Genomic DNA, 18863 nt, shown 5'->3' with positions numbered 1-18863 from the left:
GCCCAGAATGCGCCGGTCACCTCGCCATTCATGGGGATTTGCGACACAAAGGTCGCCCCTGAACCGCAAGGGCGGTTTTTTCTGTCAGGTCCGGCGGTTTACCGCCTCGCGCCAGACCAGGATCAGCCCTCCGGTCAGAATCGTGACCGCGCCAATCAGGCTGATCCGGTCGGGGATCACATCAAACGCCGCAAATTCGTACAGCGCGGCGAAAATCAGCGTGGCATAGCTGATCGGGGCCACGAATGACGCGTCCGCACGTGCCATGCCGTTGATAAAACAAACCTGTGCGCAGGCCATCAGCAGGCCGATCCCCACCAGCGCAACCCATTGCTGCGGTGTCGGCATGTGAAACACAAAGCTGACCGCGACCGTGGCGATCACCAGCCCCATCGTGTTGTTGATCAGCAGAATCTGGATCGGGGCCTCGCGCCCCGACAGTTTCTTAATAAAGATCAGCTCCATCCCGATAAACGCAGCCGCAGCCAGCGCCAGAAGGGCGGCGGGTTGAAAACTTGCAGGTGTCGGGCGCAGCAGGATCACTGCACCCACAAGGGCCACGGCCGCCGCCAGCCAGCGCCACGGGCCGACGCGTTCCCCCAATAGCGGAATGGCCAGGACCATGCCAAAGACCGGGTTCAGAAAGGAGATCGCCGTCGCATCCGCCATCGGAATGTACGCAACAGACGCGAACATCAACGTCACCCCGGCCCAGCCAAAGCTGGTTCGCCCGATATGCAGCCCCCAATGAGGCCGTCCCAGCCGGGGACGAAGCACTGCGACCGCGGACAGGATGGCAAGCAGGGCAAACAGAAACCGCCCGTGACTGATCTGCATCGCGTGCAAGGGTGGCCCGAGTGTATCCGTCCCCAAGGCCTTGGCCAACAGCGTCGTCGCCGCGATAAAGGCGGTCGCGACAAAGATCAGCCCTGCGGCCAGAGCAGGATTTTGCGCCTTCGGGGTGAACATGGGCGAAAGCGGTGCGCCAAAACGGGGGCCATGGCAAGACGCAATTCTGCGCTCAGCGCAAAACCGGTGGGGCCGCCAGCGCCGCCTTGGCTTGTTTGAGGCTGTCCAAAAACCGCTCTGCCCGCACAATCCGCGCTTCGACCTCGTCAATCCGGTCCTGCAGAAACGCCTCGCCGTCAAAGCTGTCGGGATCGGCGGCTTCCAACTGCCCCAGCAACATGACCAGTTCTGCAATGCTGATGCCTGCCGCCTGTGCATCGGCAACTTGCTCCAGCGTGATCAGCGCGTCTTCGGGATAGTCGCGATAGCTGTTCGTGTTGTCCGGCCCCGGGCCTGACCGGATCAACCCCTGCCGTTCATAAAACCTCAGCGTGTCGCGGCTCAGCCCGCTGCGCCGCGCAAGTTCCCCGATCCGCATGTTTCAAAACCGTTGACTCAACTCCATGGTTTTGATCCTATGTCAGACAGTCATTCTCTGCAAGGACAAGCATCATGGGTCCCAAATGCCAAAGTTGCGGCATGCCGCTGTCAAAAGATCCCCAGGGCGGCGGGTCCGAAGCTGACGGCGGGCGCAGCACGCGTTACTGCTCGCTGTGTTACGAAAACGGTGCGTTCCGCCACCCCGACGCTTCGCTGGAAGAGTTTCAGTCTCATTGCGTCGATGCCCTCGTCGCCAAAGGCATGCCCCGCATCCTTGCCTGGGCTTTCACCCGCGGTATGGGCAAGCTCGACCGCTGGCGCTCGGCGGGATGATCCGGCGGCAATTTTGACCCTGCGGCAATAATAGGGTTTTCAGGCTGTCTTTTCACGTCTATAGAGCGGCCATGATCAAACGCGCACATATCCAGTTGCTCCGACGCCGACGCCTCTCTGCGTAATCGGCCTGTTTGATCCCATGTGCCTGCCAAATTGGCACAAATCTCACCAAATCTGTTGACGAACCGGGCCTTCGTGTATCACTCACGAGGCTCAAACGACCCGAAAAGGATGATCCCATGATCCCGTCCGTTCTGCCGACCTATAACCGCGCGCCCCTGTCATTTGTAAAGGGCGAAGGCGCCTGGCTGACCGAGGCGGATGGCCGACGTTTTCTGGACCTCGGCGCAGGGATCGCGGTGAACGCGCTGGGCCACGCCCATCCGGCGCTGGTGGCCGCACTGACGGAACAGGCCCATGCGCTGTGGCATGTCTCGAACCTCTATAACATCCCGCAACAGCAGGCACTGGCAGACAAGCTGGTCGAACACACCTTTGCGGATACGGTATTCTTTACGAATTCCGGTACCGAAGCCTGTGAACTGGCCGTGAAAATGGCCCGCAAGTATTTCTATGACAAAGACCAGCCCGAACGGGTTGAGATCATCACCTTCGATGGCTCCTTCCATGGCCGGTCGTCGGCGGGCATCGCTGCGGCCGGGTCTGAGAAGATGACCAAAGGCTTTGGCCCGCTTTTGCCGGGCTTTGTCCACGTCACCTTTGGCGATCTCGACGGTGTCACCGACGTCATCACGGAAAATACCGCGGCCATCCTGATCGAACCGATTCAGGGCGAGGGTGGCATCCGCCCCGTACCCGATGCCGAACTCAAGGCCCTGCGCGCCATTTGTGACGAACACGGTCTGCTGCTGATCCTGGACGAGGTGCAATGCGGCGTCGGTCGTACCGGCAGGCTCTTCGCCCATGAATGGGCCGGGATCACCCCGGATATCATGATGGTCGCCAAAGGCATCGGCGGCGGTTTCCCTCTCGGTGCCGTGCTGGCAACCGAAGATGCGGCATCCGGTATGACCGCAGGCACGCATGGCTCCACCTATGGCGGCAACCCGCTGGGCTGCGCCGTGGGCTGTGCGGTGATCGACCAGGTCGCCACACCCGCCTTTCTCGAAGGTGTCAACCGCAAGGCTGGCCTGTTGCGCCAGAAACTCGAAGGCCTGGTCGCCGATCACCCCGAGGTCTTCGAAGAGGTGCGCGGATCGGGCCTGATGCTCGGCCTGAAATGCAAGGCGCCAAATATAGATGTGGTCAATGCGGGCTATGACAATCTGGTCATCACCGTCCCCGCCGCCGACAACGTCATCCGCCTGCTGCCCCCCCTGACCCTGACCGAGGATGACATCGCCCAGGCCATGATCCGCCTCGAAAAGGCCGCCAATCAGATCGAAACCCAGCTCGCAACTGCCTGAGCTTCATCTTTTCCCAAATACTCCGGGGGTGTGGGGGCTGGCCCCCACCGCCCGACCAGCCAAAAGCGAAGCGATATGAACCATTTTCTCGATATCCACAAAACTGATGCCACCGCGCTGCGGTCCATGATCGATCAGGCGGGCGCGATGAAACAAGCGCGTCTGGGCCGTCCCAAGGCCGCCCCTGACGACGAACAGCCGCTGAAAGACCGTATGGTCGCGCTGATCTTCGAAAAGCCCTCGACCCGGACGCGCGTGTCCTTTGACGTGGGTGTGCGCCAGATGGGTGGCCAGACCATGGTGCTGTCGGGCAAGGACATGCAGCTCGGTCACGGCGAAACCATTGCCGATACCGCCCGTGTGCTGTCGCGCTATGTCGACATGATCATGATCCGCACCTTCGATGAAACCATCCTGACCGAGATGGCCGAATATTCCGACGTGCCCGTCATCAACGGCCTGACCGACCGCACCCATCCCTGCCAGATCATGGCCGATGTTTTGACGTTCGAGGAGCACCGCGGCCCCATTGCGGGCAAGAAAGTGGTCTGGACCGGCGACGGCAACAATGTCTGCGCCTCCTTCCTGCACGCCGCCGGTCAGTTCGGCTTCGATCTGACCTTCTCCGGCCCGGCCCAGCTTGATCCGGAAGAAGAGTTCATGGGGTTTGCCCGCCAGAAGGGGTCCCGAGTCGTCATCGAACGGGACCCGCACAAAGCGGTCGAGGGCGCTGATCTGGTGGTGGCCGACACCTGGGTTTCGATGCATGACAGCCAATCCGCCAAGGAACGCCGCCACAACATGCTGCGCCCCTATCAGGTCAACGCGGAACTCATGTCACATGCCAAACCCGACGCGCTGTTCATGCACTGCCTGCCCGCGCATCGTGAGGAAGAAGCAACCTCCGAGGTCATGGACGGCCCGAACTCGGTCATCTTCGATGAGGCCGAAAACCGCCTGCACGCACAAAAGGCCGTAATGCGCTGGTGTCTGGGCGTTTAGGATCACCTTGCAGTTTCGAGAGGGCCATCAGGCTCTCTCATGACCCCCGGAGCATTCAATGCCTCACGTTACCCTGGAATTCTCCAAATCTCTGGACGACACCCATGATTTCCAGATGATTTGCGAGCAGTTGCATACCGTTCTCGCAAAACATGATGAAATCGACGCCTCAGCGCTCAAGATCCGCGCCGCGCCGATTGCCTATTCCTACATCGGAACGCAACCGCAGACCTTCGTGCATGCCACGCTGCTGTTGATGCGCGGACGGGATGAGGCCACACGGGCCGAGCTTAACGCCATCATTCTGGACGTTCTGGCCCAGACCATGCCCGAGGTCGGCAGCATCACCGTGCAGGATGTCGAGATGACCCGCGCCACCTATGCAAAGCGTTTGGCTGGTTGATGGCGCGGGTACTCTCCGGGTCCGTCAGCCGTGTATTGGCGCGTTGTTGATCGCGCTGAGGTCTTCCATGATGTCAAAGACATGATCCGAGGTCACTGCGACCCCGATGGCCTCAAGGCGTTTCAGGTGCATCGCCTTGTAGGTCTCCAGACTGGCGCGATCGCGAAACAGATAGGTCGATCCGAAATGGTTCGTGCCTTCTTCGACAGTCCAGATCTTCCAGACGACACCGGGTTCCTGGGCGATGCTTTCAGCCAGTTCCTTTGTTCCGGCCAGAAATTCTGCGGTTACGGGTCCGTCATAGGCCAGATGCAGATCCCAGATTTTCATCGTACTCATGGTCAAATGCTCCACGTTCAGGGGGGTAGGGGGTGTGGTCAGCGGTTCCTGCCAAGCTGCACAAAGCTCAGAATGGCAAGCAGCGCAAAGAAGATGGGGTCGGACCAGCCAAAGCCGGTGAACACCCCGGTCAGACAGGCATAAAGCGTGATGACAACGCCCAATATGTTGGTCCCCATCAGACCTTTCAGGATGTTCTGTGCTGTCTCGGTACCGGTTTCAGTGTTTCGAAACAGGAAGCTGATAAGGCCGATGCCACCCAGAAAGATCGCATTATGCTGCGACAGAAACACGGCATACCGATCGTTCAGTTGCAGTCCATAGTTGGGCCAAAGGATGGTTGGCGCAAAAAACAGCGCCAATGCGAAAAACATATAGATCACACCATGCGCGGTCAGGAAGGTTTTGTTGGTCATGTCTCGCCTTTCTGTGGTTGGGGCAGCTTTTTGCGAAGCTGGTTGAGCGTTCTGATTGTCTCGCGTCTGGTTTCGGTGCTCAGGCGTCCGAATATCTGCTCCAGCGCCTGATTGTGGACGGGCATGAACGCGGCCACTTTCTGTTTTCCGGCTTCTGTCAGGCGTAAAACGCGGGCGCGCTTGTCGGTTTCATCAACGGTCTTCTCCACCAGACCGGCCTGAATCAGGTTTTTGACGACAACATCCAGATTGCCGGATGTGGACAGCGTCAGGCGCAACAGGTCATTGATCGACAGCGCACCTTTGGTGTTCAGAGTCTCCAGCGCATCCCACTGAGGTGCCGTCAGACCCCCGGCGCGAAACACCGGTCCCATGGCACGCATGAACAACTGCTGGCTGCGCAACAGGGCCAATACCAGGGCCTGATTTTCTCGGTTTTGAGTCTCGTGTGTCATGGCAGTCATTTATCCCTAGTTAGGGGTTATATCAATATGCACCACCACGCGCGAATGCCGCAAATATGCACGTCCCCCGTGCAGGGCTGCACTGACGCCGGGCCCGGGCCTGCATATATTTTGACTTAGCGAATGCAGACCTGCTTTGGATGATCAAAAAGGCCGAGGATACGAATGTGAGCTGGAACCCGTCCCACACCACCGACGCAGCTGAAAACGGCGCGCTGGAAACACTCATCATTCCCCGCGCCCGCGATCTGGGCGGGTTCGAGGTGCGCCGCGCGCTGCCCTCGGTCAAACGCCAACTGGTTGGCCCATTCATCTTCTTCGATCAGGTCGGCCCGGCAGAATTCGTCACCGAAGGCGGCATTGATGTGCGTCCGCACCCGCATATCGGGCTGGGAACCGTCACTTACCTCTATCAGGGCGAATTCGAACACCGCGACAGCCTCGGCACTCACCAGATGATTTACCCCGGCGAGGTCAACTGGATGGTTGCAGGCCGTGGCGTGACCCATTCCGAGCGCACCAGCGAAGAAACGCGCGGCAAAGGCCACAAGCTGTTCGGCATTCAGACCTGGCTTGCCCTGCCCGAAGCGCAGGAGGATATGGCCCCCGAGTTCGAACACCACAAGCAAGGCGCGCTGCCCCATATCCAAGACAAGGGCGTCAGCGCACGGCTGATCCTCGGCACTGCTTATGGCGAAACCAGCCCCGTGACGATGCCGTCCGAGACCTTTTATCTGGATGTTCAGCTTGCCCCCGGTGCGTCTTTCCCGCTGCCCGACGACCACGAGGACCGCGGTGTCTATGTCACGCAAGGATCGATCGAGATTGCAGGCGACATGTTCGACGAAGGCCGCATGATGGTGTTCCGCCCCGGTGACAGGCTGTCGGCCCGGGCAGGCCCGCAGGGCGCGCGGCTGATGCTGCTGGGCGGTGCCACTCTGAATAAGGATCGCTATATCTGGTGGAACTTCGTCTCATCCTCGAAAGAAAAGATCGAGACGGCGATTCATGAGTGGAAAAGCGCCGATTGGGTCAATGGCGCCTTCCACCTTCCGGCAGGGGATGACCGCGAGTTTATCGCCATTTCAGAACAGTTTGAGCGTACTAAGCCCCGGTTGGCCCGCCCGCGTACGGCGTCGGGGCCGGGTGGGCTTGTGTAACCGTCCGTTTGCGGTGATCCTTTCTGGTATACCAGAGGGGGTATCATGAAACTTGTCATCGCAGGCGCGGGCAGCATCGGCTGCTACTGCGGCGGTTTACTGGCCCGCTCAGGGCATGCGGTGACCTTGCTGGGGCGTGCCCGTGTACTGGACCCGATCCGCGAACATGGGCTGACGGTCACGGATTACGATGGCCTCAATGCCCATGTTGCGGCGGAAGCCCTGACACTCAGCTCCGATCCTGCCTGCCTGGATCAGGCCGAACTGGTGATCGTCACCGTCAAATCCGGGGCGACGGCGGATATGGCCGGTCATATCGCGGACGCCGCCTGTCGGGACGCGCCCGTCCTGTCCTGGCAAAACGGGATCGAGAATGCGGCAACCCTGCGCAAGGCGCTGCCCGGTCGGGATGTGCGCGCGGGTATGGTCCCCTTTAACGTGGTCCCGAACGGCCCCGCCACCTATCACCGGGCCACATCGGGCGAAATCGTCATCCAGAACGGCCCCGGCGATCTGGCCACCGCCCTCAGCAGCCCGGACCTGCCCGTTATCGCAACTGACCGGATCGAGGCGGTGCAATGGGGCAAGCTGGTGATCAATCTGAACAATGCGCTGAACGCGCTGTCGGGCCTGCCTCTTGTGGATCAGCTGCTCAGCCGTGACTGGCGCAACCTCATGGCCGACCAGATGGCCGAGGCGCTGTTGGTTCTCAAGGCGGCCGGGCATCCGGTGGCCTCGACAACGCCGCTTCCGGCGTGGATGACGCCGCATATCCTACGCTTGCCGACACCCTTGTTCAGCCGGATCGCAGCGCGGATGCTCACCATCGATCCCACCGCCCGGACCTCGATGGCCTATGACCTGATGGCCGAGCGGCAAACGGAAATCGACAGCCTTCAGGGCCATATCATTCGGCTGGGGCATGAAACCGGGGTGCCCACCCCCCTTTGCACGAAAGTGTCAGACCTGATCAAACACGCGCCCGATCACCCGCTGTCCCCGGAACAGATCAGGCTCTGATCGCGGTCGTCAGACGAACCTTGTCAATGTCCAGAAAATCACGGCCGACATGGCGGCTGCGGCAGGCACGGTCACGACCCAGGCCGCAACGATCGTCATGAAATGCGACCGCCGCACCAGCTTGCGCCGCCGGTATTCTTCGGGGGCCAGCTTCTGGGCTGTCGCGTTTCGCCCATTGTTCTGTTTCCGCCTACGATCCGACTGCCACTCACGATAGAACCCGACGCCGAAAATTGCGCCAACGGCGATATGCGTGGAACTGACCGGCAAGCCCAGCCAGCTGGCGACAATGACCGTGATCGCCGCTGACAATGCCACGCAAAACGCCCGCATCGGGTTCAGCTTGGTGATCTGGCTGCCGACCATCCGGATCAGCTTGGGCCCGAACAGGAACAGGCCGAACGAAATCCCGAACGCGCCGATGATCATCACCCATAACGGGATCGAAACCTTTTGGGCGAAATCCCCGAACTCCGCCGCGTGAACAATCGCTGCAAGGGGGCCGACCGCGTTGGCCACATCATTGGCGCCATGGGCAAAACTCAGAAACGCGGCCGATATCACCAATGGCAGGCCAAACAGGGTTTTCAGCGACCGGGTCCGGTTCTCCAGTCCCTCGGACTTGCGACGCACCCAGGGAACCGTCAGCGCCCAGACCAGCACGCCGCTGCCCAGACCGATCAGCAGCGCCATCTGCAGATCAATCTTCACGATCCGCTTCAGACCCTTGACCGACAGATAGGTGGCAAACGCCGCTGCCATCACCGCCACAAGGATCGGCACCCAACGCCGCGCGGCGGCGATCTTGTCGTCCTGATACTGGATCTTGGTCTTGATCAGCGCCAGAAATGCCGCCGCAATGACGCCGCCAAGAACCGGAGAGATCACCCAGCTGGCCGCAATTGCGCCCATCGTGCCCCAGCTCACCGCGCTCAGACCGGCAGCGGCAATCCCCGCGCCCATGACCCCGCCCACAACCGAATGCGTTGTCGACACTGGCGCACCGATCCAGGTCGCCAGATTGACCCACATGGCGGACGAGATCAGCGCCGCCATCATGGCCCAGATGAACACATTGGTGTTCTGCACCGAGGCCGGGTCGATGATCCCCTTCGAGATGGTCGAGACGACGTCGCCTCCCGCAAGCAAAGCGCCCGCGCTTTCGGCAACGGCGGCGATCACGATGGCACCGCCCATGGTCAGCGCGTTCGCACCCACCGCGGGACCCATGTTGTTGGCCACGTCATTGGCGCCGATATTGATTGCCATATAGGCCCCGAACGCGGCCGCAGCCACGACGATATAGGTGCCGTCGGCCCGTCCGAACAGCACCGCCGCCATCAATCCGGCAAGCACCATGAACGCCAGTGCGATTCCCGGCGCCAGCAGCGGGCGGGCGACATGAAGATTGGCAATTTCGACGCGCGAGATACGTTGCAGGTCGGTGTCAAGCGCCTGCCAGCGCGGTTTTGAGTTTGTGTCAGACATGGGCTTGGTCAAAGATTGGCAGATCGCCCGCAGCTAACGGTTTCCCGGTTCAGGGGCAAGCGCGCAGCCATCAAATTGTTGCGAAACGGCTACATCTGTCGCAGCAGCGCCTGCAACTCGGGCTCCTGAACCCGTTTGGCGGCTTCTGCCGGTGAAAACCACTGACGTTTGCGCTTGTCCACTTCGGGAAAATCATCCGCCAGCTCGTGCACGGAAACCCGGTAGACACGGGTCAGGACCGACTGTGCCGACCCGCCCTTGAAGATCTTGTCATAGGTGAATTGGCCGACGGGCTCCTTGTCGACCGCTTCTGCGCGCACGCCAGCCTCTTCCCATGCCTCCAGCAGGGCCGTCTCCAACCCGTCCAGACCATTGACAGGCCAGCCTTTCGGGATGATCCAGCGCCCGGTTTCGCGGCTGGTGATCAGCAGAACCTCGTCTTGATCCTCGTGCCTGCGCGTGCACAGGGCCGCAAACTGCACCCTTTGGGGACGCAGGAACAAGGGGCGTCCAACCTCTTCCCAGATATTTCGCAGCCAAGCACTCATGAGATGTTCTTCAAATCCTGTTTCTGTCTTCGAAACCTGTGTGACGTAACAACAATAATGCCAGACTTCAATGAAATGTCCGCTTATTTCTGATTATGACCGGTTCTTCGGTCAATTTACTGTGATTTGTGAGATTTCGTGCAACAGCCCCGAAATCCTGAGCCGCTTGCCGGAAGCAACGCGGCAATGGGTCTATTCCTGCCTGCGCTTGGCCCTCAGCGTCGGGTCGGCCTGTGTCGGGTCTTCGGGCCAGGGGTGCTTGGGGTATTGCGCCCGCATATCCTTGCGCACATCCGCATAAGACCCGGCCCAGAACCCCGGCAGATCGCGGGTAATCTGGATCGGGCGCTGCGCCGGCGACAGCAGCGTGATCTTCAGGGGCTGTCCGCCAACCACCGGATGCCGGGTCACGCCGAACAGCTCCTGCAACCGAACCGAGATTTCGGGGACCGCCGCGCCATAATCGATCGGCACCTTGCGCCCCAGAGGTGTTTCAAACGATCCCGGGGCGCGCCGGTCCAGTTCCTGGGTCTGGGCCCAGTCCAGCCGCGCGCGCAAGGCGGGCAGCAGGTCGAACCGTTTCCAGTCCTCTGCGCTTTTGACACCGGACAGCATCGGCAACAGCCAGCCGTCCAGCTCGGCCATCAGACCCTCGACCGAAAAGTCGGGCAGATCCACCCCGTCGGCACGCACCAGTTCCACCCGCGCGGCCAGCCGTGCGGCGGCCCCGTCCAGCCGCAACCCCAGATCGCGCACCCCGTCCAGCATCGCACGCGCCACGGCGTCGTCCGGGACGTCCTTCCAGATGCGGTCGTCCAGCGTGATCGCCCCGAACCGCTCCTGCTGCCGGGAAACGACCCGCCGTTCGCGTTTCGACCAGGCGCAAACCTCGACCCAATCGATCTGGTCGGTGAACAGTTCGCGGATCTCGCGTTCCGAAATCTGGGTGGCCATCCGCACCTTTGCCTCGCGCGGGTTGCCATCGGTGTCGGTGACAACCAGAAAAGGCGCGGCCGCCAGTGAATCGCCACTGTCCAGCACGACACCTTTACCCCCGGACAGCACATAACGCGGCGCATCGCCTTTGCGGCGCTGCCCGATGCGGTCGGGATAGGCGAGGGCGGCCATGGCGGCAGCGCTCAGATCATCCGTCTTGCTTCCGGCCTGTTTCGTCAACCGCTTGGCCTCTGCATTGATCCGATCCACGGCCCCCTTATTCACCTGCCAGACCCGGTTGCGCTGAAAGGTGCGCACATCCCGCAGTGCCTCTTGCCGCAAGGCGATATCCACCGGCGCGCCGCGCAGGGGGTCGCGCTCGGCCATCAAGGCGGCCAAAGGCGCGGCATTCGGTCCGGCCCGCACCAGCATATGCCCCAGCCGGGGATGCAACGGCAGCGCCGCCAGCGCCCGCCCGTGTTCGGTGATCCGCCCCTTGCCGTCCAGCGCGCCCAGCATCGCCAGAAGGGCACGCGCCTCGGCCATCGCGCCTTCGGGTGGCGGGGTCAGAAAGGCCAGATCGGCGGCATCCGCGCCCCACAGCGCCAGCTCCAGCGCCAGCCCGGTCAGATCGGCGGCTTCGATCTCGGCGGGTGGGTACGCGGCCAGCGCACCGTCTTCCCCCTTTGACCAGAGCCGGTAACACAGCCCTTCGGCCACACGGCCTGCACGACCCGCGCGTTGCGTGGCCTCGGCCCGTGTCACCCGCTCGGTCACCAGCCGCGACATGCCCGAGCCCGGATCAAACCGCGCCCGCCGCGCTTGTCCCATATCCACCACCACCCGGATATCGGGGATCGTCAGCGAGGTTTCGGCAATCGACGTCGCCAGCACCACCTTGCGCCCGGTCTCAACCGGGGCAATCGCCGCGCGCTGGGCCGCAAAGGGCATGGCCCCGAACAGCGGGCACACCGTGCAATTGGCGGGCAGGCGTCCGGTCAGGGCTGCCTCAGCCCGCCGGATTTCACCCTCACCGGGCAGAAACACCAAGATCCCGCCACCGGTGGAGCGGGTCTCGCGCTCGGCCTCAACGACCAGATCGACCAATGCATCCAGCCGCCGCGCCTGTGGCCCCAACGGCCGATCCAGCCAGCGCATCTCGACGGGATAACTCCGCCCTTCCGACGTAACCAGCGGCGCGGCCATCAGGTGCCCCACCGGGTCTGCGTCCAGCGTGGCCGACATGGCCAGCAGAATCAGATCGTCCCGCAACGCGCCCGTGACCTCAAGGCACAGCGCCAACCCCAGATCCGCGTTGAGTGAGCGTTCGTGGAATTCATCAAAGATCACCGCCCCGATGCCCGGCAGGTCAGGGTCCGATTGCAGCATCCGGGTCAGAATGCCCTCGGTCACCACCTCGATCCTTGTTTCTTTTGACACTTTCGCGTCGCCCCGCACGCGGTAGCCAACACTCTGGCCTGCGCGTTCTCCCAGTGTCTCTGCCATCCGCTCTGCCGCGGCCCGTGCAGCCAGTCGCCGGGGCTCCAGCATCACGATCCTGCCGCCACACAGACCCGCCTCCAGCATCGCCAGCGGAACCCGCGTGGTCTTGCCCGCACCGGGCGGTGCTTGCAGCACGGCCCGCCCCTGCGCGCGCAGGGTGTCCAGCAGGCCGGGTATGGCATCGTCTATGGGCAGGCGTAGGGTCATCCGGCCCTTATCCGCGATCCCGCAGGTGGCGTCCAGTTTCCGCGCTCACATCAGCAAATCGCCCCGCACGAAATGACGCAGGCTGCGCGATCTTCGCACTTCCTGCCGCCTCCGGTCTGGACAAACACCCCCCAAGCACGGCAACTGTTCCTGCCTCTAGGATCGGGACAAGAATGCAGACAGACAGCCTGAGCGACAGAATTCTGAAGGGCGAGCGCCGGGCGCTGGCGCGTGCGATCACCCTTGTTGAAAGCAACCGCGCCGATCACCGGGCACAGGCCAGCGACCTTCTGGCACAGCTTGCCGGTTCGGGGCGTCAGGCGCTGCGCATCGGTCTGTCTGGCACACCCGGCGTGGGCAAGTCCACCTTCATCGAAAGCTTTGGCATGATGCTGACAGGGCAGGGGCTGCGCGTCGCGGTTCTGGCGGTCGATCCCAGCTCGGCCCGCTCGGGCGGCTCGATCCTGGGCGACAAGACCCGGATGGAACGCCTGAGCCGCGAGCAGAACGCCTTCATCCGGCCCTCTCCCAGCCAAAGCCACCTTGGCGGCGTCGCCCGCCGCACCCGCGAGGCTATCGCCCTGTGCGAGGCCGCAGGCTATGACGTAGTGCTGATCGAAACCGTGGGCGTGGGACAGTCGGAAACGGTGGTGTCCGAACTGTCTGACCTGTTTCTGCTGCTGCTGGCCCCGGCGGGCGGGGACGAGTTGCAGGGTGTCAAACGCGGCATCATGGAAATGGCCGACATCATTTTGGTCAACAAGGCCGATGGCGACCTGAAAGCGACCGCCACCCGCACCTGCGCGGATTATGCCGGTGCCCTGCGGCTGTTGCGCAAACGCCCACAGGACCCCGAAGGCTTCCCCAAGGCGATGACCGTATCCGCCGTCGAAGAACACGGGCTGGAACAGGCATGGGACGAAATGCAAACCCTGACCCAATGGCGCCGCGACACCGGTATCTGGGAGGCAAACCGCGCTGCCCAGGCCCGCTACTGGTTCGATCAGGAGGTCCGCCACGCCCTTCTCGCCCGCCTCGACACACCGCAGGCCCGCGCCGAGATGGAGCGCCTGAACGACGAAGTCTCGCAAGGGCGACTCAGCCCGGCGGTCGCTGCCGGTCAGCTTCTGGACACGCTCGGCTAAAGGGCCGTCATAGACGTTTCACCTTTTGCCAAATACTCTTGCCAACGGCATGGCCCGTCCGGGCCATTCCTGCATGGCAGGCAAAATGAAAGATTTCGCGTAGCCCGTCTTGACCCCCCGCGCGATTCCCACTACACGCATCCAACCAGTTTTCGGGCGCGACTTCGGGTTGCGCCCCTTGTGATTTGGCCGCGGGTATCCAGCCCGGCCTCCAGAAACAAAGGAAGAAACCATGTCGCGCCGTTGCGAACTGACCGGAAAAGGCCCGATGACTGGCAACAATGTCAGCCACGCCAAAAACAGAACTCGTCGTCGTTTTCTGCCGAACCTGAATGACGTTACCCTGCAGTCCGAAACTCTGGGCCGTGGCGTCAAGCTGCGCATCTCGGCGGCTGCGCTGCGTTCGGTTGACCACCGCGGTGGTCTGGACGCGTTCCTGGCCAAAGCCAAGGATGATGAGCTGTCGGCAAACGCTCTGAAAGTGAAGAAAGAAATCGCCAAGGCGCAAGCTTCGGCCTAAGGTCTTTCAACCAACAGAATTTCAGGCCCTGCACCCTCTCGGTGCGGGGCCTTTTCTGTTGGGCCAGCCCCTTTCGGCCCCCATTGTTCTCAATCTGGAACTAATTTTTCGCCATTGGTGAACTTCTTCACATACAGGTTTCCGAATCTGACCTAACGTCACTGTCATTCATCAGGCGGGGGCCACATTATGACGTTAAAAAGTTTTTATCTTTTCCTGTTTCTGGCCGCGGTATTCCGCAAGGCGATTGCAACCTGCACGCGGATGCAGCGCTGGGTGAACCGGTCCCATACCAGCTTCACCGCAGACACGGTAAAAAGACCCGGACTGGATTACTGAAAAACAGCTTCAAGCGCGACCCTTTGGCGCTTGAAGCTTTTCCCGCTGCTGACCTATAGCTGGGTCAGAATGAGACCTGCTGTTACCAGATTTCTGCCTTATGCGCTGTCCCTGCTGCTGGTTCTGACCGGGCAGGGGCTGGCCATGTCGCGCGGCATGGACAAGGCCGTGGGCCAGATGGTGCTGTGTACGGGCACCGGCCCGGTCGTCGTCTATATGGACGAAAACGGGCAACCCACTGCACCGCCGCATTTTTGCCCGGACTATGCAATATCCCTGCTGGGGGCCGTGGCTGTCGCGCAACCAGCACTGCCAGCCGCGCCGGAACGGGCGCAGCCAGCTCCGCTGCGGCATCTGGGCAACCAGATCGCCCTGCCGGTTCCCGCAGCCCCGGCCCGCGCGCCTCCTGTCAGCGTTTGAAACCCACCCTTTTCAAACCTTTATACAGGAGAGGCACGATGTCCCTCAAAACCACTCTGCTTGCAACTCTGGCCGCCGTGTCGCTGGCCATCCCCGCCTTTGCCGAAGGCCCCATCAAGGTTGACGACGCCTATGCCCGGTCCTCGGGCAAGACCGCCATCGCCGGTGCCGCGTTCATGATGATCCACAATCAGGGCAACGCCGATGACCGGCTGATCGGTGCAACCTCGGACGCGGCAGCGCGTTTGGAATTGCACACCCACAAGGTCGATGAAAACGGCGTGGCCAAGATGGTGCATGTCGAAGAAGGCTTTGCAATTCCGGCCGGTGAAACCCACATGCTGAAACGCGGCGGCGACCATGTGATGTTCATGGGTCTGACGGCCCCGTTCGAACAGGACGCCATGGTGTCGGTCACGCTGATCTTTGAAAAGGCAGGCGAGGTCGAGATCGAGATCCCCGTCGATCTGGAACGTCAGGACAAAGGCGGCCACGGATCACATTCGAACTAGGGCAACGCCTGTCTTCGGGCCGCGCTGCGGCCCTCATCCATGCGTCAGGTCGGGCTTTGCCCGGCCTGTTTTCCACGCGGCTGCGGATAGTGCTATTTGTTGATGGTCTTCATACCGACGCGGTCGCCCGCCTGCCGGAACCGCGAGGCCAGCCAGAACATCACAGCGGCCATGGCCAGCGCCGAGAAAGCGATACCCCATCCCAGCGCAACCAGCGCCACCGCCGGCCAGATCATCAGGACAAGCCCGACGACAAGCGCGACAAATCCCGAGACGCGCATGGAACCGCGTTGCGGGTCACTTGGATGCATCTGCCCGGCCGCCGCCAGGGATCCGATCCCGATGATCAGCGCCCATGCGCCCAACAGGAAAAACGCCAGTTTCACCGTGCCTTCCGGCCAGATCAGCAAGATAAGCCCGATCAGAAGCGCGCCGATCGCGGCACCACCCAGCACCCCGCGACGGCCAACACCCAAAAGCGTCAGCCCACCGTCGAGGATCAGCAAAACACCGACCAGCCGCAGCAGCAGCGCGATGCTGCCCGATGGCCAGAACAGCGCCGCGATGCCCACAAGCCCGGCCAGCACCCCGCGCAGCAGAAAAGTCCACCACAGGCTGGAAAGCTGTTCCCCCAGCATGTCGCGCCCGGCCATGCTGCCGTCATCCAGGATTTCACCGGTGCGGGGGTCTTGATCAGTCATGGCGCATCCTCCAGTCGCTATCGCAGATAGTGTACACAAATTAAGCCAGCGTTGTCTGTAGCTTAAGAATTTTCCGCAAGAAGCTGACCGACCCATCGCGGAACCGTTTCGGATGCCCTGCCGACAATGCGCTCATCAAAGCCCGAGGGCCCGGTCGTCGGTTCCAGATTGATCTCGACCGTCCGCGCACCCGCCGCCTGCGCCTCGTGGACAAAGGCCGCCGCCGGATAGACCTGACCCGAGGTGCCGATGGCGGCAAAGATCGATGCGCTGGCAAGGTGGTCGTAGATGTCGTCCATGTAATAAGGCATCTCACCGAACCAGACCACATCGGGCCGGGCGGTGGGCTGGCCGCAGGCGGGGCAGGGCTCGGCAACGGCCATCTCGGGCGGTGCCGGCCAGCGATGATCACACCCGGAACACAAGGCACCCGCCAATGTGCCATGCATGTGGATGACACCCGTCGCACCGCCCGCTTCATGCAGGCTGTCGACGTTCTGGGTCACGATCACGACCTCTGCGGGCCAGCCCTGCTGCAATCGGGCCAGCGCCATGTGGGCCGCGTTGGGCTGCACAGCGGCGGCCTGAACGCGGCGCGCATTGTAAAACCCCTGCACCAAGGCGGGATCGCGGGCAAAGCCCTCGGGCGTGGCCACATCCTCGATCCGGTGCTGCGCCCACAGCCCGCCTTCGTCGCGGAAGGTGCTCAGCCCGCTTTCAGCCGAAATCCCGGCCCCGGTCAGAATGACGATCTTTCCCATATCCCCTCCGCGCGTTACACCTTGGCCATGACACACCGTATCCTCTTTGTCTGCCTGGGCAATATCTGCCGCTCTCCCGCGGCCGAAGGCGTCTTTCGCGCCCGCGCGCCGCATCATGCAACCGACAGTGCCGGAACCATGGGCTGGCACGCGGGCAATCCGCCCTATGGCCCGATGCAGAAGGCCGCAAACCGCAGAGGCATCGACCTCGGCGACCTGCGCGCGCGCCAGTTCACCGTCGCGGATTTCGACCGGTTCGACCTGATCATCGGCATGGATGACCAAAACATCGCCGATATCGAAGACCTGCGCCCACCGGGCAACGGCACACCGGTTCGCCTGCTAACGGATTTCGCCCCTCAGACCGGTGCCGATCACGTACCCGATCCGTATTACACGCGGGATTTCGACGGTGCTCTGGACCTGATCGAAGCAGCGGTTGACGGGCTTGCCGCCCATCTGGACACCTAGCCGCCGGTCACCCGCAACTGGCCACTCAGCCAGGGCAGCTTGGCAACCGCCGGGTCCACGATCTGGTTCTGCATCAGACGCCGGGTCATGCCCGCAACCTCCTGCGGGACCTGATCGGACCACTCGGTGCGCGCCAGCAGCGATATGTTGCGCGAGAACTCCCCGAACGGGGCAGGGTGCGCTTCCAGCCCCTCATGGAACCGTGCCGCGCGCATGAAGCCCAGCGGCGTGGTGATCGCCCAGCCCAGACCCCGCGCAACCATGGCCATCAGCGCCATGTGCGAGCCGATCTCGAACCGTTCCTCGAACACCTGCGACCGGCGCGCCAGATGCGCCTCGATCTGGCGGCTGATCAGCTGCTCGCGGGCATAGCGCAGAAACGGCAGCCGCTCCTGCACGGCCTCGACCCCGCCCGATCCCTGCGGCGCCACCAGAATGAACGGATCATGGACCAGCGGGTATTCGACCACCCCCTCCAGCACTTCGCCGCTATGGGCGGTGACCGCCATGTGCAGGCGCTGCTCGGCCAGCGCCTCGAACAGATCAAGGCTCGACAGGGTGATCAGCTTGAATTTCGACCGGGTCAGGCTGTCGGCCAGCAGGGTGGCCAGCCGGGGCGTCAGATCATTGTCGAAATCGTCGATCAGCCCGATCGACAGCGTGGTCAGATGCCCCAGATCCATGACCGACAGCTCGCTCTGGGCCATGTGCAGCTCGGCCAGAACCGCCTCGGCCCGCGCAAGGAAACTGCGCCCCGCCTGCGTCAGCCGCATCGGCCGCCGCCCGTGATCGACCAATTCGGTCCCCAGCGCGTTTTCCAGATTGCGCAATTGCTGCGAAACGGATGGCTGGCTGAGCCCCGTGATCTCGGCAGCCTGCGCCACCGATCCCGTCCGCGCCAATGCCTCGAACACTTCAAGGCCCCGCAGGGTCAGCCCTTTCATTACCATGCAATACACCTTTCGCTGCGCCTTTCTGGGGCGCAGCGTGGATCAGGTCAAGCATTCTGAACGGGTTAGCTGCAGATCGCCTGCGCCATCTGGCCAAAGTTCTGGTACCGATCCCACAGCGCATCATCGCGCGCGGTTTTCGACATCTTCAGCACCTGCGCCTGATGGGGGTCCTTGAACCATTTCGCCACGGTTTTCTGATCACTGCGCGTCAACGCCTGATCCGCCACGCGCTGAATGCAGCTGCACCGGTCCCGCGTCGCGGCCGAGCGGTCCGACGCCATGCACGCCTGCCTGATCTGCGCCGCATCCGCGACCTGAGCCACCGCCGTCAGCGATGCCGCACAAAATGCGATAATGAGGAACTGTTTCATACTCGAGCCTCGTTTTTGCCTGCCCGGACGGG

General features: G+C 62.3%; 24 protein-coding genes. 12 read left to right on the top strand and 12 right to left on the bottom strand.

Annotated elements, in window-relative coordinates; all coding sequences use genetic code 11:
- Positions 1-84 precede the first annotated feature (84 nt).
- Together ACR0AD_RS16410 and ACR0AD_RS16405 are read right to left on the bottom strand one after the other, a co-directional pair.
- A complete protein-coding gene (locus ACR0AD_RS16410) occupies positions 85-969 on the bottom strand; it encodes a DMT family transporter (protein ID WP_480488443.1) in 885 nt (294 codons plus the stop codon).
- A gap of 52 nt (positions 970-1021) precedes the next feature.
- A complete protein-coding gene (locus tag ACR0AD_RS16405) occupies positions 1022-1387 on the bottom strand; it encodes a MerR family transcriptional regulator (protein ID WP_209505680.1) in 366 nt (121 codons plus the stop codon).
- Positions 1388-1461: 74 nt separating this feature from the next.
- Here ACR0AD_RS16405 and ACR0AD_RS16400 point away from each other — a divergent pair, with 74 nt between their 5' ends.
- The 4 genes from ACR0AD_RS16400 to ACR0AD_RS16385 all read left to right on the top strand — a co-directional run bounded on the left by ACR0AD_RS16400 (position 1462) and on the right by ACR0AD_RS16385 (position 4557).
- Positions 1462-1722, top strand: coding sequence for a zinc ribbon domain-containing protein (locus ACR0AD_RS16400; RefSeq protein WP_209598147.1), 261 nt, complete (start codon positions 1462-1464; stop codon positions 1720-1722).
- Positions 1723-1964: 242 nt separating this feature from the next.
- Positions 1965-3152 (top strand): acetylornithine transaminase, encoded by a 1188-nt coding sequence (locus ACR0AD_RS16395; RefSeq protein WP_480484534.1) that lies wholly within the window; start codon positions 1965-1967, stop codon positions 3150-3152.
- Between the two features lie 75 nt (positions 3153-3227).
- Positions 3228-4154, top strand: coding sequence for an ornithine carbamoyltransferase (gene argF / locus ACR0AD_RS16390; protein ID WP_480473650.1), 927 nt, complete (start codon positions 3228-3230; stop codon positions 4152-4154).
- A gap of 58 nt (positions 4155-4212) precedes the next feature.
- Entirely contained in the window at positions 4213-4557 is a 345-nt protein-coding gene (locus tag ACR0AD_RS16385) for a 5-carboxymethyl-2-hydroxymuconate Delta-isomerase (RefSeq protein WP_480488441.1), read from the top strand.
- 24 nt (positions 4558-4581) lie between these two features.
- Here ACR0AD_RS16385 and ACR0AD_RS16380 read toward each other — a convergent pair whose 3' ends face one another.
- Genes ACR0AD_RS16380 through ACR0AD_RS16370 form a run of 3 tightly spaced genes read right to left on the bottom strand, consistent with a single transcriptional unit; the run spans position 4582 to position 5767 of the window.
- A complete protein-coding gene (locus ACR0AD_RS16380) occupies positions 4582-4896 on the bottom strand; it encodes a monooxygenase (RefSeq protein ID WP_480473648.1) in 315 nt (104 codons plus the stop codon).
- Positions 4897-4934: 38 nt separating this feature from the next.
- Positions 4935-5312 (bottom strand): hypothetical protein, encoded by a 378-nt coding sequence (locus tag ACR0AD_RS16375; RefSeq protein WP_480488439.1) that lies wholly within the window; start codon positions 5310-5312, stop codon positions 4935-4937.
- Entirely contained in the window at positions 5309-5767 is a 459-nt protein-coding gene (locus ACR0AD_RS16370) for a MarR family winged helix-turn-helix transcriptional regulator (protein ID WP_480473645.1), read from the bottom strand. The genes ACR0AD_RS16375 and ACR0AD_RS16370 overlap by 4 nt, the downstream gene beginning before the upstream one ends.
- Before the next feature lie 176 nt (positions 5768-5943).
- On the opposite strand from ACR0AD_RS16370, the gene ACR0AD_RS16365 reads away from it, so the two are divergent.
- Entirely contained in the window at positions 5944-6936 is a 993-nt protein-coding gene (locus tag ACR0AD_RS16365) for a pirin family protein (protein WP_480488437.1), read from the top strand.
- A 45-nt stretch (positions 6937-6981) separates the two neighbouring features.
- Positions 6982-7956 carry a 2-dehydropantoate 2-reductase gene (locus ACR0AD_RS16360; protein WP_480488435.1) on the top strand — a complete coding sequence of 325 codons (975 nt, stop codon included), beginning with the start codon at positions 6982-6984 and terminating at the stop codon, positions 7954-7956.
- A gap of 9 nt (positions 7957-7965) precedes the next feature.
- Here ACR0AD_RS16360 and ACR0AD_RS16355 read toward each other — a convergent pair whose 3' ends face one another.
- From ACR0AD_RS16355 to hrpB, 3 genes are all read right to left on the bottom strand, one after another.
- Positions 7966-9444 (bottom strand): inorganic phosphate transporter, encoded by a 1479-nt coding sequence (locus ACR0AD_RS16355; RefSeq protein WP_480488433.1) that lies wholly within the window; start codon positions 9442-9444, stop codon positions 7966-7968.
- 89 nt (positions 9445-9533) lie between these two features.
- Positions 9534-9992 carry an NUDIX hydrolase gene (locus tag ACR0AD_RS16350; protein WP_480488431.1) on the bottom strand — a complete coding sequence of 153 codons (459 nt, stop codon included), beginning with the start codon at positions 9990-9992 and terminating at the stop codon, positions 9534-9536.
- A gap of 192 nt (positions 9993-10184) precedes the next feature.
- Entirely contained in the window at positions 10185-12638 is a 2454-nt protein-coding gene (hrpB, locus tag ACR0AD_RS16345) for an ATP-dependent helicase HrpB (protein WP_480488429.1), read from the bottom strand.
- 173 nt (positions 12639-12811) lie between these two features.
- Between hrpB and meaB the strand changes: the two genes are divergently transcribed.
- The 5 genes from meaB to ACR0AD_RS16320 all read left to right on the top strand — a co-directional run bounded on the left by meaB (position 12812) and on the right by ACR0AD_RS16320 (position 15574).
- Positions 12812-13783: a methylmalonyl Co-A mutase-associated GTPase MeaB gene (meaB, locus tag ACR0AD_RS16340; RefSeq protein ID WP_209598140.1), complete on the top strand. Its 972-nt coding sequence runs from the start codon at positions 12812-12814 to the stop codon at positions 13781-13783.
- A gap of 232 nt (positions 13784-14015) precedes the next feature.
- Entirely contained in the window at positions 14016-14303 is a 288-nt protein-coding gene (rpmB, locus tag ACR0AD_RS16335; protein ID WP_008756960.1) for a 50S ribosomal protein L28, read from the top strand.
- 189 nt (positions 14304-14492) lie between these two features.
- The gene (locus tag ACR0AD_RS16330) at positions 14493-14642 is read left to right on the top strand and encodes a hypothetical protein (protein ID WP_209505706.1); all 150 of its coding nucleotides are present in this window, start codon (positions 14493-14495) and stop codon (positions 14640-14642) included.
- Between the two features lie 69 nt (positions 14643-14711).
- Complete coding sequence (locus ACR0AD_RS16325; RefSeq protein ID WP_480488427.1) at positions 14712-15062, top strand: hypothetical protein; 351 nt, start codon at positions 14712-14714, stop codon at positions 15060-15062.
- A 38-nt stretch (positions 15063-15100) separates the two neighbouring features.
- Complete coding sequence (locus ACR0AD_RS16320) at positions 15101-15574, top strand: copper chaperone PCu(A)C (protein WP_480488425.1); 474 nt, start codon at positions 15101-15103, stop codon at positions 15572-15574.
- 92 nt (positions 15575-15666) lie between these two features.
- Here ACR0AD_RS16320 and ACR0AD_RS16315 read toward each other — a convergent pair whose 3' ends face one another.
- Together ACR0AD_RS16315 and ACR0AD_RS16310 are read right to left on the bottom strand one after the other, a co-directional pair.
- Positions 15667-16275 carry an HdeD family acid-resistance protein gene (locus ACR0AD_RS16315; RefSeq protein WP_209505712.1) on the bottom strand — a complete coding sequence of 203 codons (609 nt, stop codon included), beginning with the start codon at positions 16273-16275 and terminating at the stop codon, positions 15667-15669.
- Between the two features lie 62 nt (positions 16276-16337).
- On the bottom strand, positions 16338-17036 hold the full coding sequence (locus ACR0AD_RS16310; RefSeq protein WP_209505714.1) for an NAD-dependent deacylase: 699 nt from the start codon (positions 17034-17036) through the stop codon (positions 16338-16340).
- 27 nt (positions 17037-17063) lie between these two features.
- Here ACR0AD_RS16310 and ACR0AD_RS16305 point away from each other — a divergent pair, with 27 nt between their 5' ends.
- Positions 17064-17507 carry a low molecular weight protein-tyrosine-phosphatase gene (locus ACR0AD_RS16305; RefSeq protein WP_480488423.1) on the top strand — a complete coding sequence of 148 codons (444 nt, stop codon included), beginning with the start codon at positions 17064-17066 and terminating at the stop codon, positions 17505-17507.
- Here the strand turns inward: ACR0AD_RS16305 and ACR0AD_RS16300 are convergent.
- Positions 17504-18457 carry a LysR family transcriptional regulator gene (locus ACR0AD_RS16300; RefSeq protein ID WP_480473633.1) on the bottom strand — a complete coding sequence of 318 codons (954 nt, stop codon included), beginning with the start codon at positions 18455-18457 and terminating at the stop codon, positions 17504-17506. The genes ACR0AD_RS16305 and ACR0AD_RS16300 overlap by 4 nt on opposite strands.
- A gap of 65 nt (positions 18458-18522) precedes the next feature.
- Positions 18523-18831, bottom strand: coding sequence for a hypothetical protein (locus ACR0AD_RS16295; protein ID WP_209598134.1), 309 nt, complete (start codon positions 18829-18831; stop codon positions 18523-18525).
- Positions 18832-18863 lie beyond the last annotated feature (32 nt).

The organism is Ruegeria sp. BH8 (genome assembly GCF_056538065.1).
The sequence above is the reverse complement of the archived record's forward strand: the minus strand, read 5'-3'. Positions and strand labels throughout refer to the sequence as shown.

Bases quoted from the DNA above. Each gene is read 5' to 3' on its own strand.
- ACR0AD_RS16410 (WP_480488443.1), bottom strand. From the start codon at position 969: ATGTTCACCCCGAAGGCGCAAAATCCTGCTCTGGCCGCAGGGCTGATC.
- ACR0AD_RS16405 (WP_209505680.1), bottom strand. From the start codon at position 1,387: ATGCGGATCGGGGAACTTGCGCGGCGCAGCGGGCTGAGCCGCGACACG.
- ACR0AD_RS16400 (WP_209598147.1), top strand. From the start codon at position 1,462: ATGGGTCCCAAATGCCAAAGTTGCGGCATGCCGCTGTCAAAAGATCCC.
- ACR0AD_RS16395 (WP_480484534.1), top strand. From the start codon at position 1,965: ATGATCCCGTCCGTTCTGCCGACCTATAACCGCGCGCCCCTGTCATTT.
- argF (WP_480473650.1), top strand. From the start codon at position 3,228: ATGAACCATTTTCTCGATATCCACAAAACTGATGCCACCGCGCTGCGG.
- ACR0AD_RS16385 (WP_480488441.1), top strand. From the start codon at position 4,213: ATGCCTCACGTTACCCTGGAATTCTCCAAATCTCTGGACGACACCCAT.
- ACR0AD_RS16380 (WP_480473648.1), bottom strand. From the start codon at position 4,896: ATGAGTACGATGAAAATCTGGGATCTGCATCTGGCCTATGACGGACCC.
- ACR0AD_RS16375 (WP_480488439.1), bottom strand. From the start codon at position 5,312: ATGACCAACAAAACCTTCCTGACCGCGCATGGTGTGATCTATATGTTT.
- ACR0AD_RS16370 (WP_480473645.1), bottom strand. From the start codon at position 5,767: ATGACACACGAGACTCAAAACCGAGAAAATCAGGCCCTGGTATTGGCC.
- ACR0AD_RS16360 (WP_480488435.1), top strand. From the start codon at position 6,982: ATGAAACTTGTCATCGCAGGCGCGGGCAGCATCGGCTGCTACTGCGGC.
- ACR0AD_RS16355 (WP_480488433.1), bottom strand. From the start codon at position 9,444: ATGTCTGACACAAACTCAAAACCGCGCTGGCAGGCGCTTGACACCGAC.
- ACR0AD_RS16350 (WP_480488431.1), bottom strand. From the start codon at position 9,992: ATGAGTGCTTGGCTGCGAAATATCTGGGAAGAGGTTGGACGCCCCTTG.
- hrpB (WP_480488429.1), bottom strand. From the start codon at position 12,638: ATGACCCTACGCCTGCCCATAGACGATGCCATACCCGGCCTGCTGGAC.
- meaB (WP_209598140.1), top strand. From the start codon at position 12,812: ATGCAGACAGACAGCCTGAGCGACAGAATTCTGAAGGGCGAGCGCCGG.
- rpmB (WP_008756960.1), top strand. From the start codon at position 14,016: ATGTCGCGCCGTTGCGAACTGACCGGAAAAGGCCCGATGACTGGCAAC.
- ACR0AD_RS16330 (WP_209505706.1), top strand. From the start codon at position 14,493: ATGACGTTAAAAAGTTTTTATCTTTTCCTGTTTCTGGCCGCGGTATTC.
- ACR0AD_RS16325 (WP_480488427.1), top strand. From the start codon at position 14,712: ATGAGACCTGCTGTTACCAGATTTCTGCCTTATGCGCTGTCCCTGCTG.
- ACR0AD_RS16320 (WP_480488425.1), top strand. From the start codon at position 15,101: ATGTCCCTCAAAACCACTCTGCTTGCAACTCTGGCCGCCGTGTCGCTG.
- ACR0AD_RS16315 (WP_209505712.1), bottom strand. From the start codon at position 16,275: ATGACTGATCAAGACCCCCGCACCGGTGAAATCCTGGATGACGGCAGC.
- ACR0AD_RS16310 (WP_209505714.1), bottom strand. From the start codon at position 17,036: ATGGGAAAGATCGTCATTCTGACCGGGGCCGGGATTTCGGCTGAAAGC.
- ACR0AD_RS16305 (WP_480488423.1), top strand. From the start codon at position 17,064: ATGACACACCGTATCCTCTTTGTCTGCCTGGGCAATATCTGCCGCTCT.
- ACR0AD_RS16300 (WP_480473633.1), bottom strand. From the start codon at position 18,457: ATGGTAATGAAAGGGCTGACCCTGCGGGGCCTTGAAGTGTTCGAGGCA.
- ACR0AD_RS16295 (WP_209598134.1), bottom strand. From the start codon at position 18,831: ATGAAACAGTTCCTCATTATCGCATTTTGTGCGGCATCGCTGACGGCG.